General features: G+C 71.7%; 13 protein-coding genes. 6 read left to right on the top strand and 7 right to left on the bottom strand.

Annotated features, from left to right (window positions below; translation table 11 throughout):
• Positions 1 to 10 precede the first annotated feature (10 nt).
• The 3 genes from H490_RS20255 (at position 11) to H490_RS31035 (ending at position 4133) form a co-directional block, all read left to right on the top strand.
• A complete protein-coding gene (locus tag H490_RS20255; protein ID WP_017883250.1) occupies positions 11 to 1609 on the top strand; it encodes a DEAD/DEAH box helicase in 1599 nt (532 codons plus the stop codon).
• Positions 1610 to 1737: 128 nt separating this feature from the next.
• Positions 1738 to 2973, top strand: a complete 1236-nt coding sequence (locus H490_RS20260; protein ID WP_017883251.1) for an MFS transporter — start codon at positions 1738 to 1740, stop codon at positions 2971 to 2973.
• A 95-nt stretch (positions 2974 to 3068) separates the two neighbouring features.
• Positions 3069 to 4133 (top strand): DUF4349 domain-containing protein, encoded by a 1065-nt coding sequence (locus H490_RS31035; RefSeq protein ID WP_017883252.1) that lies wholly within the window; start codon positions 3069 to 3071, stop codon positions 4131 to 4133.
• On the opposite strand, the gene H490_RS20265 is transcribed toward H490_RS31035, so the two are convergent.
• From H490_RS20265 to H490_RS20275, 3 genes are all read right to left on the bottom strand, one after another.
• On the bottom strand, positions 4100 to 5467 hold the full coding sequence (locus H490_RS20265; RefSeq protein WP_017883253.1) for a flavin monoamine oxidase family protein: 1368 nt from the start codon (positions 5465 to 5467) through the stop codon (positions 4100 to 4102). The two genes, H490_RS31035 and H490_RS20265, sit on opposite strands and share 34 nt — an antisense overlap.
• Before the next feature lie 122 nt (positions 5468 to 5589).
• Entirely contained in the window at positions 5590 to 6261 is a 672-nt protein-coding gene (locus H490_RS20270) for an antibiotic biosynthesis monooxygenase (RefSeq protein WP_164884535.1), read from the bottom strand.
• 256 nt (positions 6262 to 6517) lie between these two features.
• Positions 6518 to 8038, bottom strand: a complete 1521-nt coding sequence (locus H490_RS20275; RefSeq protein ID WP_017883255.1) for an APC family permease — start codon at positions 8036 to 8038, stop codon at positions 6518 to 6520.
• A gap of 243 nt (positions 8039 to 8281) precedes the next feature.
• Between H490_RS20275 and H490_RS20280 the strand changes: the two genes are divergently transcribed.
• The gene (locus H490_RS20280; protein WP_017883256.1) at positions 8282 to 9637 is read left to right on the top strand and encodes an NAD-dependent succinate-semialdehyde dehydrogenase; all 1356 of its coding nucleotides are present in this window, start codon (positions 8282 to 8284) and stop codon (positions 9635 to 9637) included.
• A gap of 404 nt (positions 9638 to 10041) precedes the next feature.
• Here the strand turns inward: H490_RS20280 and H490_RS20285 are convergent, their stop codons facing one another.
• The 4 genes from H490_RS20285 to H490_RS20300 all read right to left on the bottom strand — a co-directional run bounded on the left by H490_RS20285 (position 10042) and on the right by H490_RS20300 (position 14960).
• Positions 10042 to 11181, bottom strand: coding sequence for an FAD-dependent oxidoreductase (locus tag H490_RS20285; protein ID WP_031289760.1), 1140 nt, complete (start codon positions 11179 to 11181; stop codon positions 10042 to 10044).
• A complete protein-coding gene (locus H490_RS20290) occupies positions 11178 to 11804 on the bottom strand; it encodes an MBL fold metallo-hydrolase (protein WP_017883258.1) in 627 nt (208 codons plus the stop codon). The genes H490_RS20285 and H490_RS20290 overlap by 4 nt, the downstream gene beginning before the upstream one ends.
• A complete protein-coding gene (locus H490_RS20295) occupies positions 11804 to 12889 on the bottom strand; it encodes an S-(hydroxymethyl)mycothiol dehydrogenase (protein WP_031289761.1) in 1086 nt (361 codons plus the stop codon). Before H490_RS20295 ends, H490_RS20290 begins: the two co-directional genes overlap by 1 nt.
• A gap of 169 nt (positions 12890 to 13058) precedes the next feature.
• Positions 13059 to 14960 (bottom strand): FAD-dependent monooxygenase, encoded by a 1902-nt coding sequence (locus H490_RS20300; RefSeq protein ID WP_017883260.1) that lies wholly within the window; start codon positions 14958 to 14960, stop codon positions 13059 to 13061.
• 141 nt (positions 14961 to 15101) lie between these two features.
• On the opposite strand from H490_RS20300, the gene H490_RS20305 reads away from it, so the two are divergent.
• Entirely contained in the window at positions 15102 to 15818 is a 717-nt protein-coding gene (locus H490_RS20305) for an IclR family transcriptional regulator (RefSeq protein ID WP_017883261.1), read from the top strand.
• A 165-nt stretch (positions 15819 to 15983) separates the two neighbouring features.
• Positions 15984 to 17792 (top strand): thiamine pyrophosphate-binding protein, encoded by a 1809-nt coding sequence (locus tag H490_RS20310; protein WP_017883262.1) that lies wholly within the window; start codon positions 15984 to 15986, stop codon positions 17790 to 17792.
• Positions 17793 to 18016: the final 224 nt, after the last annotated feature.

Consider the following 18016-nt stretch of genomic DNA (forward strand, 5'->3'; position numbering starts at 1 on the left):
AAAGGTCCACGTGACCGACACCAACTCCCCCACGTTCGAATCGCTCGGCGTTCCCGCGCCCATCGCGCACGCGCTCGACAAGAACGGCAAGACCTCTCCCTTCCCGATCCAGCGCGACACCCTGCCCGACACGCTCGCCGGCCGCGACGTGCTCGGCCGCGGCCGCACCGGCTCAGGCAAGACCATCGCCTTCGGCATCCCGCTCGTCGCGAACCTCATGGAGGACGTGCAGCAGAAGCGCCGCCCCAGCCGGCCCCGCGCCATCGTGCTCGCACCGACCCGCGAGCTCGTCACCCAGATCGCCGAGACCGTGAAGATGCTCGCCGACCCGGTGGGCGTCAAGGTGACCACCATCTTCGGAGGCATCCCGCAGCGCCGCCAGGAGGCCGCGCTCGAGGCCGGCGTCGACATCGTCGTGGCCGCCCCCGGCCGCCTCGACGACCTCATGAAGCAGGGCCTCGTGAGTCTCGACGGCGTCGAGATCACGGTGCTCGACGAGGCCGACCACATGGCCGACATGGGCTTCCTGCCCGTCGTCACGCGCATCCTCAACAAGACGCCGAAGGTCGGCCAGCGACTGCTCTTCAGCGCGACCCTCGACAACGGGGTCGACAACGTCGTGAAGAAGTACCTGCACGACCCGATCCTGCACTCCGTCGACAGCGCCGAGAGCCCCGTGCCGCAGCTCACCCACCACGTCTTCGAGGTGGCGGGCAAGGCGCAGAAGGACGCCCTCATCGAGGCGCTCGCCTCGGGCACCGCGCGCCGCATCTTCTTCACCCGCATGAAGCACCAGGCGAAGAAGCTCGCGAAGCAGCTCACCGCGGCGGGCATCCCCGCCGTCGAGCTGCAGGGCAACCTGTCGCAGAACGCGCGCGACCGCAACCTCGCCGAGTTCGTGAGCGGCGAGGCGAGGGTGCTGGTCGCGACCGACGTCGCCGCCCGCGGCGTGCACGTCGACGGCGTCGACCTGGTCGTGCACATCGATCCGCCCGTCGAGCACAAGGCGTACCTGCACCGCTCCGGCCGCACCGCCCGCGCCGGCAACGAGGGCGACGTCGTCACCCTCGTGCTGCCCGAGCAGCGGGGCGAGATGAAGCAGATCATGCGCGCCGCGAAGATCCGCGTCTCGCCGAAGCAGGTGAACCCGATGGCGCAGAGCATCGACCCCGAGGTGCTCTCGCTCATCGGCGAGGTGGCACCGCGGGTGGATCCGCGCGTCACCGAGCAGAAGCGCGCCGCCGCGCAGACGGCGCAGCAGCGCGCCGCCGGTCACGCCCCGGCGGGAGAGGGCCGCAGCACCGGCGCCAACGCGAAGCGCAAGCGCTCGCGCGGCGGTCGCGGTCGCGGCCCCGCCCAGGGCGCCGGATCGGGCCAACAGGGATCGCAGCAGTCGGCCGGCGGCCGCCAGGGCGGCCAGGGCGGCCAGGATCGCGCGGCGCAGTCGCAGGGCCAGCGCCGCGGCGGTTCGCAGCAGCGCGCCCAGCAGCCCCAGTCGCAGCAGCGCTCGCAGGGCGGGTCGGAGGCGCCGCGCGGGCGCCGTCGCGGCGGCCGCCGGGCTCAGAGCTCGGGCGGCACGGTCTACTCGACGAGCAGCCCGGGAGCCTGAGCGCGAGGGCGCCCGGGCTTTCCGCCCGGGCGCCCTCCGCGCAGTATCCGCAGCGTCAGCGCCTGTTCACCCACGATTCCGTAGCCGTTCGCGCTGTACACGCGCGATCCCGGTCGTATACTGATCTGATGGGCATTTATGGGTCACTGGCGCAGCAACCGGGGGTCGTCCGCGTACTCGTCTCGCAGCTGCTCGCCCGATTCCCCTTCGGGATGCTCTCGATCATCCTGCTGCTGCACATCCAGCTGGCCTACGGCGATTTCACCTCGGCCGGCATCGTGCTGGCCGCGCAGAGCGTCGGGCAGGCGGTCTCGGGCCCGCTGAGCAGCCGCTTCCTGGGCCGCTTCGGCATGCGCCGGGTGCTCACCCTCACCTCGATCGTGTGCGCCGCACTGCTCGTGACCATCGCGCTCGTGCATCTGCCGCTCCCGATCGTCGCCGGGATCGCCGTCCTCATCGGCCTCACCACCCCGCCCGTCACACCGGCGGTGCGCACCCTGTACCCGAAGCTCGTGCCGAACACGCAACTGTCGGCCCTCTTCTCGCTCGACGCCGCCGCCCAGGAGCTGATCTGGGTGTTCGGCCCGGTGGTCGCCGTCTTCGTGTCGTCGCAGTTCGGCACCACGGCGGGGCTCTGCGTGGCGGCCGGTTTCATGCTGGTCGGGGGTGCCTGGTTCATCCTGAGCCCGGCCGTGGGCGCGGTCAAGCTGCCGCCGTCGAGGCGCGGTTTCGGCGCCGTGCTGCGCTACCCGACGGTGGTCATCGCCACCGTGGTCGGCTTCTTCTTCGTCGCTTCGATGGCGGCGGTCGAGGCCGGGGTGGTCGCCGCCTTCGCGGGTGACGGGCACGGCGGATCCGGCGGGCACGGCAGCATGGAATCGGGCATCGTGCTCGCCCTGTTCGCGGGCGGATCCCTCGTGGGCGGCCTGCTCATCGGCCACCGCGAGATGCGCCCCTGGTCGCTGCTGCTGCGCATCACGCTCGTGCTCGCCGGCATGCTCGCCTGCGTGGTGAGCCTCAACATCTGGTGGCTCAGCATCGTGCTGTTCATCGGCGGCCTCGGCACCGCCCCCGCGTTCGCGGCGCTCTCGAACATCGTCGCCTCGACCGTGAAGTTCTCCGAGACGGCAGAGGCCTACGGCTGGGTGGGCATGGGGCAGCTCGTGGGTGTGGCCGCCGGATCGGCGTTCGCGGGCGTCGCGATCGACGCGTTCGGCGCGCGCGGCGCCATCCTCGTCGCCGCCGCGATGCTCGCGGCCGCGGCGCTGTGCGCCGCCTCGACGATGCGCTGGATCCCGGATCTCAAGGGCCGCACCATCGAGGTGCCGCCCGAGACCGGCACGGTCACGATCCCGCTCGCCTAGGGCGCCACCTCTCGCGGATAACGATCTCGCCACGCACAGGCAAGCCGCAGGCGGCGTGCCGCCCGCGCGAGCCCCGCGCATCGTAGGGTGTGGTCATGAAGCGCCGCATCGCACTCCCGATCGTCCTCGCCGCCGTGCTCGTCGCGCCGCTGGCCGCCTGCTCCGCGCAGTCCGGGGCCGGGCTCCCCTCGACCTCGCACGAGATGCCCACCCCCTTCACCGAGCTGGACCGCGGCGTCGTGGCCGAGGACTCGGCCGCTCCCGCGACCGGCAGCACGTCGGGCAGCCGCGCCGAGCGCTCGGTCATCCGCACGGGCGACGTCTCACTCGAGGTGGCCGACCCCCGTGAGGCAGCCGACGAGGTCGCCGAGGTCGCGGAGCGCCTCGACGGCGGCGTCGAGTCGTCGACGGTGCGACGGGCGGGCGGCGAGGTCGGCGACGTCGGCCGCGGTGCCGCCGCCGCGGCCGATGTCACGATCCGTGTGCCCGAGGACCGCGTCGACGAGGCGTTCGAGGCGCTCTCGGAGGTGGGCGAGGTGCTCTCGCAGAGCCGCTCCGAGTTCGACGTGACGACCGAGCACGTCGACCTGCAGGCCCGGGTCGCAGCCCTCGAGGAGTCGGTGGACCGGCTCACCGAGCTCATGGCCGGCGCCGCGACCACGAGCGAGCTGCTCGAGGCCGAGGCCGCGCTGTCGCAGCGCCAGCAGGAGCTCGACGGGCTGCGCGCCCAGCTGAAGTCGCTCGAGGGGCAGGTCGACGAGGCGACCATCCACGTCTCTCTGCAGACGCGCTCGGCGCTGCCCGGCGGCGGCCCCGCCAACTTCTGGGAGGGCCTGCTCGCCGGCTTCGGATCGCTCGGCGCCGCGGGCTCGGGCGCGCTGGTGCTCGCCGGCATCCTGCTGCCCTGGCTGCTCGTCGCCGCGATCGTCGCACTCGGGATCGTGCTCATCGTGAGCACGGCGAGGCGCCGGCGGGCGCGCAGCGCGGACGCCGCCCCGCAGCAGCCCCAGCACGCCCAGGGCCCCGACCAGCCGACCGCGCAGCAGCCCGCCGCGCCCGACGCCGCGCAGCACCAGCCGGCTCAGTATCCGGCCGGTCACTCCCCGGCCGCCCAGCAGCCGCCGGCTCAGTACCCGCCCGCGCCGACGAGCGAGCCGTAGGGCAGCTCACGGCCGAGGATCCGCTCGGCCGCCCGGTGCCCCGAGGCCAGCGCAGCGGTCACGGTCGCGGGATCCTCGGCCCACGTCGCCTCGCCCGCGAGGTGCAGCACGCCGTCGATCGGCGTCGCGATGAGATCGTGATCCTCGGGCCGCGAGCCGACCGTCATGTAGGCGTACGCTCCCCCCGCCCAGCGGTCGTGCTGCCAGTGCGTGACGTGCACGTGCACGGGATCCGGGATCCCGTCGCCGTAGATGCCCCGCAGCGCCTCCATGACCGAGGCCGCCACCCGATCGTCGGACCAGTCCCGGATCTGCTTCGCGCACTCCCCCGCCGCGAAGGTGAGCAGCGTGGGCTCGCCGTGCAGGTCCGTGAGGTCGTACCAGGAGTGCCACCACTCGGCCGCCGCGCCCTGCCGTCGGATCGCGTAGACCCCCTCGTCCCAGAAGCGCTCGGGGAAGCGCAGGAAGACCTTCTCGAACGCGTTCATCTCGAGGCCCGAGAGCGCGTCGGCGACCGGTTCCGGCAACGGCGGATCGAACACGATCCCACCCGAGCGCAGCACCCCCACGGGCGCGGTGATCACGGCCCGGTCGGCGGCGAAGGCTCCGCGGCCCGTCACGACCTCGACGCGAGCCCCCGCTGCGTCGCCGCCGCGTCGCACCACCCGCGAGACGGCGTGCTCCAATCGCACGTCGAGCCCCTCGGCGAGGTGCGTCGCGAGCCGGTCGTACCCCTCGGGGAACACCACCTCGTCGCCCTCGATCGCGTCGTCGTCGAGGCCGTGCGCGTCGAGCAGGCGCGCGTCGGCCCCGTACTGCTCCTCAGAGCGGTGGAACAGGTACTCCACCACCCGCGCGGCGCGCTCCGCGCTCCAGCCGCGCTCGTCCGCCACCTCGGTGACCGCGGTCTCGGCGGCCTCCGCGTAGCTCGTGGCCGGCGCCGCCGCCGCGATCACCTCGCCGAGGCGCTCGTCGACGAGCGCCGCGTCGGTGACGAACCGTTGCGCAGCCGCCTCGTCGAGACGCGCGCCGTCGGGGCCGTAGTAGGCGATCGGCCGCCCGCCCGCCTGATAGCTGCCGACCGTGAACTCGACCGTGGGCATCCCCCACGCGGCGACCGCCTCGAACAGCGGGCTGTTCGAGATGCCGTGGATCCACGACGCCCCGAGATCCGTCACCCGCCCGCCATCGCGCTCCGTGTGCACACGACCGCCGATCCGATCCCGCGCCTCGAGCACCGCGACCCGCTGCCCCGCCCCCGCCAGCAGCCGCGCGGCGGTGAGCCCGGCCACACCCGCGCCCACCACGATCGTGTCGAAACGCTCCACCGTCATCGTCCGCTCCCGCACTCGCTCCGAGGCGGGCGTCGCCGTGACGCCCGCATGGAGTCAGGATACCGGCGCCCCGCGGCGGTATCCCGCTCGGTCCCCGGGCGCGCTCAGCCCCGGGGGTGCGCTCAGCCCCGTGCCGTCCCGGGAGGCCGCGGCGCGGCGGCCCGCGAGTCGAGCGCCTCGAGCAGCGAGCGCTCCGTGCGGATCGCCCCCGGGTTGCGGCGCAGCCAGGGTCGCAGCACCCGCGTCACGGCGGGCATCATCACGAAGGTCATGAGCGGGGCGAGCACCGTCACGACGAGTGCCGAGCGCAGCAGCACGGGCGCGTCGCCCCACCACGGCAGCGTCGAGATCACCCACGACGACGCGACGTTCACCGGGTACATGCCCACCCAGATGGCCATCGCCTGCTTCCAGCGCTGCGGCGCCGAGCGCACCACCACGGTGCGCGCGTCACCCGTTCGCACGTCGACGCTGCGCCGCAGCTGCGGCCCGTCGAACCAGCCCTCGATGCCGGTGCGACGCTGCACCCGGGCATCGAGGACGAGGGGGGAACCCGCTTCGAGCCAGCGCCGGCGCTGCTCCGAGCGCTCCCAGTCGCCGAGCGCCGCCTCATCGGCGAAGCGGTAGATCGCGTGCAGCACGTTCTCGTCGCCGCTGTCGCGCAGCACCCCGCCGCCCAGGCAGCCGTCGAAGCCGCGGGCGAGCCGCAGGCCCTCCTCGACCCACGCGACCGCGTCGCCGCTGCGGGCCGGCATCGTCTGCCGCCTGACCGCTACCGTGACCGGGGTTCCCATGCCGTCCATTGCAGCGCGGGCGCGTGACGGGGGCGTTACGCCCCGTCACGCCCCAGTGAAGAGCGAGTTACGATTCGGCGCGGATGCCGCGCCCCGGAGACGATCGGGCGCCCGAGGCGTCGCGGCACGGCCTTCGTGACCCGGTCTCCGGAAATCCCTCCTCGGGGATCCCGTACCCGGGCCCCGGCCCCATGGCCCGCGCCCCCGCCGAGCCTCCGAGCCTCCGAGCCTCCGAGCCTCCGAGCCACGGCCCCGCTCACTCGTCGGGAACGAGCACCGGGGTGTCGCGGTTCAGGCTCTCGCCCCGGAAGAACGGCTTGGATCCCGGGCGCAGCCACCAGATGCCCATGAGCACGAAGCCGAGCAGGATCGCGCCGACCCCGATCACGAAGGCGCCGCCCACGCCGAGCAGCACGGTCTCGCTGTACTCCGTGCTCCACATGTCGATCGCCGACTGCACGAACGCGTAGCCGAGCATAAGACCGCCGAGCGCGGGCAGGATGCCGCGCATCCACAGGTTGCGGGCGCTGTCGCGCAGCGTGCCGCGGAAGTACCAGACGCAGGCGAACGAGGTGATCGCGTAGTAGAGCGCGACGGCGAGACCCATCGACGTGAGCGAGTCGGCGAGCATGTCCTCGGACAGGATCGACATGCCCACGTAGTAGATGATCGCCGCCGCGCCCATGAGCGTCGTCGAGAACCACGGCGTCTTGAACTTGGGGTGCAGCTCGGCGAACTTCGCGGGCAGCGCGCGGTAGACCGCCATCGAGAGGGTGCCGCGCGCGGTCGGCAGGATCGTCGTCTGCGTCGACGACGCCGCCGACAGCATCACGCCGAGGATCAGGAACCAGCCCCACGGCCCGAAGAGCGCGCCGCCCAGCACCGAGAACACGTCGTCGAGGCTCTCGGGGTTCGTGAGGCCGTACCCCGTGTCGCCGAAGCCGGCGAACATCATCACCACGACCGAGATGCCCACGTAGAGCACGATGAGCACCACGATGCTCGACAGCGCCGCGCGACCGGGCGTCTTGCGGGGGTTCTTGGTCTCCTCGTTGAGGGCGAGGCAGGTGTCCCAGCCCCAGTAGATGAAGAGTGCCAGCAGCACGGCCTCGATGAAGCCCGACCACGAGGTGAGCTCGGCGGGGTTGAACCACTGCCAGTCGAACGCGATCGAGTCGGGGTTGCCGCCGTCGAGCGAGTGCCAGAGGGCGAGCACGCCGAAGAGCACCATCGCGACGATCTGGATGGTCATGAGCACCATCTGCAGCTTCTCGCCGATCTGCACGCCGATCGTGCTCACGAACGTCATGATCGCCATGAACACGACCGAGGTGGCGACCACGATCACCCGGTTGTCGGCGAACTCCTCGTTGCCGAGCAGCAGCCAGAAGTACTTGCCCGTGATCTCCCCCACGTTGGCGAGCACCATGATCGCCGAGACCGCGACCGCCCAGCCGCCGATCCAGCCGACGACGGGCCCGAAGCCCTTGGTGCCCCACACGAAGGTGGTGCCGCAGTCGGGCATCTCGCGGTTGAGCTCCTGGTAGGCGAAGGCGGCGAAGATCATCGGCACGCAGGCGATGATGAAGACGAGCGGCGCCTGAGCGCCGACCGCGAGGATCACGTAGCCGAGCGTCGCCGCGAGCGAGTAGAGCGGAGCGGTCGAGGCGAGCCCGATCACCGTCGATCCCACGACGCCGAGCGCGCCCTGGTTGAGGCCCTTGCCGACGTGAATGTGCCCGGTGTCGGTGGCGTTGCCCAGCGTGTGCTTCTCCATGGGGTCATTCTGCTGCATCGGCTCGGATCTGGGAAATGGCCGGGCGGATCCGACACGCCGCGGCCATCGGCCCGCTCTGCCGCGGATTCCGCAGTTTTCAGCTCCATACACTATCGAGATCGACACCCGAAGCTGACTTGGGCTACGCGAAGACGGGGGCGTCCGCGCTAGTGCTGTGCACCGAGGTGTGCCAGACTTGGCACTGTCCGACACCCGACGAAGTCACTAAGGAGTGAGTCATCTATGGGCACCTTCGCCGTAATCAATCCGGCCACGGGCGAGACCGTCGCCGAGTACCCCGACGCGACGGCCGAGGAGATCGAGGCCGGCCTGGCTTCGGCTCAGCAGGCCTACAAGGAGTGGGCTCGCAAGACCACGGTCGCCGAGCGCGCCGCCCTGGCGAAGCGTGCCGCCGAGCTGTTCGAGGAGCGCAAGGACGAGCTGGGCGCGATCATCAACCGTGAGATGGGCAAGCCGCTCGACCAGTCGGTCGGCGAGGCCGAGTTCTCGGGCGCGATCACCGCGGCGTTCGCCGACAACGCCGAGCAGTGGCTGGCCGATGAGGAGCTGCAGGTCGAGGACGGCCTGAAGACCTTCTTCCGCTTCCAGGGCCTCGGCGTGATCCTCGGCATCATGCCCTGGAACTACCCCTACTACCAGGTCGCCCGCTTCGCGGTGCCCAACCTGATCCTGGGCAACACCATCATCCTCAAGCACGCCGCGCAGTGCCCCGAGTCGGCTCTCGCGCTCGAGAAGCTCTTCCGCGACGCCGGCTTCCCCGAGGGCGCCTACGTCAACGTGTTCGCCACCCATGACCAGATCGCCGACATCATCGCCGACGACCGCATCCAGGGTGTCTCGCTCACCGGCTCCGAGCGCGCCGGCGCGATCGTCGCCGAGCAGGCCGGCCGCGCGCTCAAGAAGTGCGTGCTCGAGCTGGGCGGCTCCGACGTCTTCCTCGTGCTCGACACCGACGACCTCGACCACGCGGTCGAGCACGCCGTGGGCGGCCGCATGGAGAACACCGGCCAGGCCTGCAACGGCTCGAAGCGCATCGTCGTGCTCGACAAGTACTTCGACGAGTTCAAGGAGAAGTTCGTCGCCGCGATCGGCGGCCAGAGCTACGGCGACGACTTCGGCCCGCTGTCGTCGGCTCAGGCCACCAAGACCCTCTCGGGTCAGGTGCAGGGCGCGATCGATCAGGGCGCCGAGGTGCTCGTGGGCGACAACGAGCCCGAGGGCAACCTCTTCACCCCCACCGTCCTCTCCGGCATCACGCCCTCGATGGACGTGTACAGCCAGGAGCTCTTCGGCCCTGTCGCGCAGCTCTACAAGGTGTCGAGCGACGAAGAGGCGATCGAGCTCGCCAACTCGTCGCCCTACGGCCTCGGCTCCGTGGTGATCTGCGACGACCTCGAGCGCGCCGAGCGCGTGGGCGACCAGCTCGACGTGGGCATGGTCTTCATCGGCGGCGCCGGCCTCGAGGGCGCGGACGTGCCCTTCGGCGGCGTGAAGAAGTCGGGCTACGGCCGCGAGCTCGGCAAGGTCGGCATGCTCGAGTTCGCCAACAAGAAGCTCTTCCGCTTCGCGCAGAAGTAGGCTTCTCGGCTGAGACGAGGCCCCGGCGACCATCGGTCGCCGGGGCCTCGCGCGTTTCCGGCCCCTGCGCAGGTGCCCCAGGGCCGTGCGTGTCGTGCGTGCTGTGCGTGCCGTTCGTGCCGTTCGTGCCGTTCGTGCCGTTCCCGAGCCTGCCGAAGGGAGCCCCTGCCCCTTCCTCACTCCCCCGCGAGTGGGCAGAAACTGCTGCGTTCCTCCGATCCGCGCACCCTTTTCGACCACTCGACGGGTCCTCGCCCCCTCGAAGAGTTCCGGGGCCGGCAAGGCTCAGGCCGCGAGCAGACTCAGGGGCAGGCACGCTCTGGCCAGGCACGCTCTGGGCAGGCAGCCTCAGGGGCAAGCACACGCAGGCCTGGAGCGCGAGTGGCGCGCGAGCACGCGCGCGCCTACGCGTGCGCGGCGAGCCTGAACGCCTCGGGCGGCGTCCGCTCGCCGAGCGCGGCGTCGGCGAGCACGCGCCCGATCACGGGCACGAACTTGAATCCCTGCCCCGAGAAGCCCGCGGCGACCGTGAGCGGCCCGCACTGGTCGAGCACGAAGCGCTCGCTCTCGGTCGAGGTGTAGGTGCAGCTGATCTCGGCGGCCGAGCCGGGATCGAGGCCGGGGAACCACTCGGCGACGTGCTCGCGCAGCCTGCGGCGCAGTTCGTCGGTCGCGCGGAACGCCCGCGCGTCGGGGTCGACCGGCTCGCCGGTGAGGGGCAGGCCCACCTTCACGCCCTCGCCCGGGGTGAGCATGCCGTAGACGGTGCCCCGGCTGGCGCCGCGCTCGTCGAGCTCCCGCGGGAAGTGGTTGAACGACGGCCAGGCGGCCGACTCGTAGCCGGGGCGGATCGCGAAGTGGGCGGGGTGCTCCTCGGTGACGGCGAGCGGCGGCAGCCGCACGAGCCCGTCGAGCAGCGGCGCGCTCCACGCGCCGGCCGCCACGACCGCGCCCTCGGCCTCGACGCGCACGAGGCCCTGCGGGCCCTCGGCGGTCACGAGGACCCGATCCTCGCCCGGTTCGATGCCGACGACGCGGTGCCCGTAGCGCAGTTCGGCGCCGTCGACGCGCGCGAGGTCGGCGAGCACCCGCAGCGCGGCGGCGGCGTCGACGCGCCCGGCCTCACGGTTCACGAGCGCGTCGGTCTCGAAGCGCAGGCCGGGCCACCGCTCCCGAGCGGCGGCGGCGCTCACCATCTCGGCGGCAGCGCCCCGGGCTCGCAGGGCCTCGTACGCGGCCGTCACGCGGTGCTCGGCGCCGTGCGTGACGAGCCCGTCGAGAGTGAGCAGATCGTGCCCCGACGCCCGCTCGAGCACGCGGAAGAGCCGCAGCGACTCGTCGTAGAGGTCGAGGAAGTGATCGTCGGCGTAGGCGTTGTTCATGTTGCGCGTGGCGCCGTGGGAGGCGCCGCGCGAGTGGCCGGGCTCGAAGCGTTCGAGCAGCAGCACTCGGATACCGCGCTGCGCGAGCTGCCACGCGGCGGCGAGGCCCATGGCCCCGCCGCCGACGATCACTCGGTCGAAGCGCTCGACGGTTCGGCTCAATGCCCCCTCGCGATCCACTCGTCGAGGTGCGGCGCCTCCTCGCCGATGACCGTGGTGTCGCCGTGGCCCGTGTGCACGACCGTCTCGGGGGGCAGCGTGAACAGCCGATCCCGAATCGACTCGATGATCGTGGGGAAGTCGCTGTAGGAGCGGCCGGTCGCGCCGGGGCCGCCGTTGAACAGGGTGTCGCCGGTGAACACGGCGCCGAGCGCGGGAGCCGAGAAGCACGTAGACCCCGGAGAGTGCCCCGGTGTGTGCAGGGCCGCGAGGCGCACGCCGGCGACCTCGAACACGTCGCCGTCGGCGATCTCGGCGTCGGGGGCCTCGTCGTGGACGGCGTCCCACAGCACACGGTCGTCGGGGTGCAGGTGCAGCGGCGCGCCGAGCTTCTCGGCGGTCTCGCGCGCGGCCCGGACGTGATCGTCGTGCCCGTGGGTGAGCAGGATCGCGCGCACCTCGCGCTCCCCGACGGCGGCGGCGACCGCGTCGGCGTCGTGTGCGGGGTCGATCACGATCACCTCGGCGTCGTCGCCCACGATCCACACGTTGTTGTCGACATCCCAGGTGCCGCCGTCGAGCGAGAAGGTGCCGCTGGTGACCAGGTTCTCGATGCGGGCGACCATCAGAGCACCACCACCGATCGCAGCACGTTGCCGCCGCTCATCTTCGCGAACGCGGCCTCGACGTCGCCGAGGCCGATGCGCTCGGTGACGAAGCCCTCGAGGTCGAGGCGGCCCAGCTTGTACTGGTCGATGAGCATCTGGAAGTCGCGGCTGGGCAGGCAGTCGCCGTACCACGACGATTTCAGCGAGCCGCCGCGACCGAAGACGTCGAGCAGGGGCAGTTCGAGCCTCATGTCGGGGGTGGGCACGCCGACGAGCACCACGCGCCCCGCGAGGTCGCGGGCGTAGAACGCCTGCTGGTAGGTCTCGGGCCGGCCCACGGCGTCGATCACGACGTCGGCGCCGAAGCCGCCGGTGAGGGCGCGGATCGCCTCGACGGCGTCTTCGTCGCGCGAGTTGACGGTGCGAGTGGCGCCGAAGCGCTTCGCCTGCTCGAGCTTCGCGTCGTCGATGTCGACGGCGATGATGGTGGTCGCGCCGGCGAGCTGGGCGCCGGCGATCGCGGCGGTTCCGACGCCGCCGCAGCCGATCACCGCGACCGACTCGCCGCGGCGCACCTCGCCGGTGTTGATCGCCGCGCCGATGCCGGCCATGATGCCGCAGCCGAGCAGGCCGACGGCGGCCGCGTCCGACTCCTCGTCGATCTTCGTGCACTGGCCGGCGGCGACGAGGGTCTTCTCGGCGAAGGAGCCGATGCCGAGCGCCGCCGACAGCTCGGTGCCGTCTTCGAGCGTCATCTTCTGCTTCGCATTGTGGGTGGCGAAGCAGTACTGCGGCTGCCCCTTGGCGCAGGCGCGGCACTGGCCGCAGACGGCGCGCCAGTTCAGGATCACCCGGTCGCCCACCGCGACCTCGGTGACGCCCTCGCCGATCGCGGCGACGCGCGCGGTCGACTCGTGGCCGAGCAGGTACGGGAACTCGTCGCCGATGCCGCCCTGCTGGTAGTGGTAGTCGGTGTGGCAGACGCCGCAGCTGAGCACGTCGACCACCACCTCGCCCGGCCCCGGATCGGGCACGATCACCGTCTCGATGGTGGCCGGCGCGTTCTTCTCGCGCACCACCACTCCCTGCACTCGATAGACCACGCGGGCCCCCTTCGTCCGGCGGCGCCCCAGGTCACGGCGCCGTGCTCCTTCGAGCCTAGGCCGTCGCGGGCGATTCCTCATCTCCGGCGTGCGCGCGGGCGCGTACGACGCGCGAAGGCCTCGGATCCACGACGGGATCCGAGGCCTGCTGCTGCGCCCGATCGGGCGCTCAGCGTGCGAGGAGGATCGGCTCGAAGAACTCGGCGGTCCGCTCGGGGGCGTCGAGGGGCAGGATCGCCGAGACGTAGTGGTCGGGGCGCACGATCACGACGGCGCCGTCGCGGCTGATGCCGCGCTGCTCGAAGATGTCGTCTTCGGGCTTGGCCGCGTAGATCTTCTCGTAGTCGACGAGCTGGAAGGGGCCGGAGAGGGGGCGGAAGAGCTCGTCGAGCGCCATGATGTCGACGTCGTGGTGCTCCTGCTGCATGACCGCCTTCACGTCGAAGATCGAGTCGATGTCGTCGCCGGCCGGGGTGAATCGGCGGATCGGCGACTCGTCGGAGGTGCGCAGCCACTCGGCCCAGCGTGCGAGCCGCTCGCCCGAGGCGTCGGCGAAGGCGTAGACGCGGAAGCGGCCGTCGGCGCGGTGGTGGTGGCCGATGTGCACGTCGACGGCGTCGGCGACGCGCGTGGTCATGACCGACTTGAAGCGCTTGCCGAGGGGGAAGCCGCTCGCGAGCTGCTGGTTCTCGGGGGCGCTCGTGATCATCGAGGGCTCGTACTCGGTCATGAACCCGGCGGGGAACTCGGCGGTCTGCACGTAGAAGTCGCGCAGCTGCGAGGGCGAGTCGAACTCCTCCGGCTTCTTCGCCATGAGCGTCGACCACTCCAGGTCGAAGTCGATGAGGTTCTTCGCGGTGACCTGGCGCTCGTCGGAGTAGGTCTTCAGCAGCGACTCGGGGCTGCGGCCCTCGAGCACGTAGCCGAGCTTCCAGCCCAGGTTCCAGCCGTCCTGCATGGAGACGTTCATGCCCTGGCCCGCCTTGGCGCTGTGGGTGTGGCAGGCGTCGCCCATGAGGAAGACGCGGGGCTTGCCGTCGGGCGAGGTCGCGGCGTCGTCGAAGCGGTCGGTGAGGCGGTGGGCCACCTCGTAGACGCTGTGCCAGGGCACGTCGCGCACGTCGAGCGTGTAGGGGTGCAGGATCGCGTTGGCCTGCGCGATGACGGCTTCGAGCGGGGTCTCGCGCACCCGGCCGCCGTCGTGCTCGTCGGTCTCGCCGAGGTCGACGTAGATGCGGCAGAGGTGGTTGCCCTCGCGGGGGATGTGCAGGATCGAGCCGGCTTCGGAGTTGATGATGCACTTCTTGCGGATGTCGGGGAAGTCGGTGCGCGGCAGCACGTCCATGACGCCCCACGCGTGCATCGAGGCGCCGCCCTGCAGGGAGCCGCCGATCGAGCGGCGCACGCCGGAGCGGGCGCCGTCGGCGCCGATGACGTACTTCGCCCGGACGGTGAACTCGTCGCCGGTGGAGACCTCCGAGTCGACGGTGTTGATGCCTGCACCGCTGTACCCGGAGACGCGACGCAGGGTGACCTCGACGGGGTACTCGCCCTCGCCGACCTGCAGGTCGACGAACTCGTAGCCGTAGTCGACGTCGCCGCGCGCCGGGGCGCGGCGCGCGTACTCGGCGAAGTAGTCGATGACGCGGGCCTGGTTCACGATGAGGTGGGGGAACTCGCTGATGCCCTGCGGGTCGTCGGGGGTGAAGCCGGTGCGCACGATGTTCCGGGGGTTCTGGGGGTCGGGGTTCCAGAAGGCCGTCTCGGTGATCCGGTAGGCCTCTTTGGTGATCTCCTCGGCGAATCCGAAGGCCTGGAAGGTCTCGACGCTGCGCGCCTGGATGCCGTCGGCCTGGCCGAGCACGAGGCGACCGTCGCGGCGCTCGATGGTGCGGGTGACGATGTTCGGGAACTGGGCGAGCTGCGCCGCGGCCGTGATGCCGGCGGGGCCGGAGCCGACGATGAGCACGTCGATCTCGGAGGGGAGCTCTTCGGGTCGGTCGAGCCCGACGCCGGCCGCCGGCTGCACGCGCGGGTCGGTGGAGACGTATCCGTGATGATGGAACTGCACTGTTTCTCCTCACTGAGCGGGGCCGAGCCCAGCCTATTCACTATGTGAATATCAAGTTTGAATATCGCACAGCAAGAATAAACCGCGGCGCGCGATCGCACAACACCGTCCGGCAACAATTCCTACGGGAGAATATGCCCCATGAACACTTCGTCCGCGAGGGGACCGGCGACCGCCGGATCGCAGACCCTCTCCCGGGGGCTGCAGGCGCTCGAGCTGCTCGGCGAGGCCGAGGCCCCACTCACGATCAACGAGCTCGCCGAGGGGCTCGGGATCCACCGCTCCAACGCCTACCGCATCCTGCGCACGCTCGAGCAGCGCCGCTTCGTCGCGCGCGACGAGGCGGGCCGGATCCGCCTGGGGCCGAAGCTCACCGCGCTCGCCCGCGGCGTCGCCCCCGCGCTGCACACGGCCGCGACGCCCGCGATCACCGAGCTCGCCTACCGACTCGGCATGACCGCCTTCCTGACGGTGCTCGACATCGACGAGGTGGTCACCCTGATCACGGTCGAGCCCTCGAATGCGACCGCCATCGCCAGAAACCCCGGCGTGCGCCACCCCGTCGAACGGGGCGCCCCCGGCCACGCCATGGAGGCGTCGCTCTCGGCCGTCGAGCGCGAGCGCCTGCTCGGCAGCCCCGAGTTCGGCGAGGCCGCCCTCGCCGCGAAGCGCGACGGCTACGCGCTCAGCCGACACGAGGTCGTCGAGGGCGTGATGGGCGTCGCGGTGCCGCTGCGCATCCCCGGCGAGCCGCCGGCCGCGGTCGCGGTCGTGCACTTCTCGCTGCCCGAGTCGCTCGACGACATCGTCGGGGCACTGCAGGGCGCGGCGCGGGAGATCGCCCAGAATTACGCGTGAGCCGCCGCGTTTATCACTACAATGGGTGCGTCCAGCTCGGTCGGGTGATTTCCGACCCGGCCGGCTAAGGCGCTCGAAAAAGGGGCGCTGCTGTCGCTGAGGCACGGTTGCCTCCCGACGAGACATACACGGTTCCCACTCCATCGAATCTTTCAAGGATCTGTGATGTCCGCTTCTGCGACCCCTTCGCTCACCCGTGCCCTCGCGGCAGCCCTCGCCCGGCACGCCGACCACAGCTTCGGCCTCATGGGCAACGGCAACGCCCACCTCATCGAGCACCTCGCCCAGGTCGGCGTGCCCTACACCGCCGTGCGACACGAGGCCGGCACCGTCGCCGCCGCCGACGCCTACACCCGGGTGAGCGGCAGGCTCGCGATCGCCACCACCACCTACGGCGCGGGGTTCACCAACACGCTCACGGCGCTGGCCGAGGCCGCCCAGGCCCGCACGCCCATGCTCGTCGTCGTGGGCGACGCGCCGAGCGGCGGCCCCCGCCCCTGGGACGTCGACCAGGAGATGCTCGCCGCGGCGCTCGGCGTGCGCACCCACATGCTCTCGGTCGCGAACATCGACCGCACCGTGGATCGAGCGGTGGCCTACGCGCAGCGCGTGCGCCGCCCCGTCGTGCTCGGCATCCCCTACGACCTCGTCTCGGCGCCCGCCGTCGAACCGCAGCCGGCGGCCGGCGCGAACGGCGCCCCCTTCCCCGGCATCGACCTCGGCGATCCCGCCGTGCTGGCCTCGCTCAGCGCGTCGGTCGCCGATGTGGCGGGGCACGCCGCCCCTGCCGTCGCACCCCAGCCGGAGCGGCTGGGCGGCCCGGCCGGCCACCAGCTCGAGGCCGCGGTGCGCGCGCTGCTCGAGGCCGAGCGGCCGGTGGTGCTGGCCGGCCGCGGTGCGCACCTCTCCGGCGCCTCGGCCGAGCTCGGCGCGATCGCCGACGCGCTCGGCGCGCTCACCGCCACGACGGCACTGGCCCGCAGCATCTTCCCCGCCGCCCGCTTCGACCTCGGCGTGACCGGCGGCTTCGGCCAGCAGGCCGCGATGGAGACCATCGAGTTGGCCGACGTGGTGCTGGTGGTCGGCGCGAGCCTGAATCAGTTCACGATGCGCTTCGGCGACCTCTTCGGACCGGGCGCCACCGTGATCCGCATCGACGACGAGCAGGTCGCCCCGCCCAAGACGAACCGCCCGATCACGCACCTGCTGCTGCAGGGCGATGCCCGGGCGACGCTCGAGACGCTGCGGGGCGCCCTGGTCGACGCGGGCCGTCTGCCGAGCGGGTGGCGCGAGAGCGTGCTCGGGCTCGAGCCCGGCGGCGCCCTCCGCGTGCGCGACGACGGCCTGCTCGCCCACCCCGACGGCATCTGCGCCGACGGCCGCCTCGATCCCCGGGCGGTGGCCGCGCGGCTCGACGAGCTGCTGCCCGCGAACCGCCACGTCACCACCGACGGCGGCCACTTCATCGGCTGGGCCAACACGCGGTGGCACGTGGCCTCGCCCGAGCGCATGATCATGGTCGGCACCGCCTATCAGACCATCGGCCTCGGCTTCCCGACCGTGGCGGGCGTCGCCGCCGCGGCCCCGGGCACGACGACGGTGCTGAGCACGGGCGACGGCGGCGGTCTGATGGCGCTCGCGGATCTCGAGACCGCGATCCGCACCTCGCCGAGCGGCGTGATCGTGGTCTGGAACGACGGCGCCTACGGCGCGGAGGTGCACCTCTACGGAGCGATGGGGCTCGGACAGGATCCCATGCTCATCCCCGACGTCGACTTCGCAGGGCTCGCGACCGCGCTCGGCGCGCAGGGCGTGCGCGTGCAGCGCCTCGAGGACCTCGATGCGCTGAGCGCCTGGACGGCCGCCGGCGCTCAGGGCACGATCCTGCTCGACTGCCGCGTCTCCCGCAGCGTCGTCGCCGAGTACCAGCGCGAGATCCAGCGCGTCAACGGTCTCGACGTGCCGGCTGAGTAGCCGGTCGCGCACTGCGCCCCCGCCGCCCCCGTCGCTCTCGAGCGGCGGGGGCGGCGTCGTTCTCCGGGCGACGTCGCCCGTCCGCTTTGCCGCGACCGGGTTGTTTCCCATGCCGATACATCGATATGCCGTTGGTTCTTGATCACTCTCCGATGCTTTCGCTATGAAAGATCACAGATTAGACACGATCGTATATCTGGCTTCGATAGTTGACCTCGGTGTGT

The organism is Leucobacter sp. UCD-THU (assembly GCF_000349545.1).
GTDB lineage: Bacteria > Actinomycetota > Actinomycetes > Actinomycetales > Microbacteriaceae > Leucobacter > Leucobacter muris.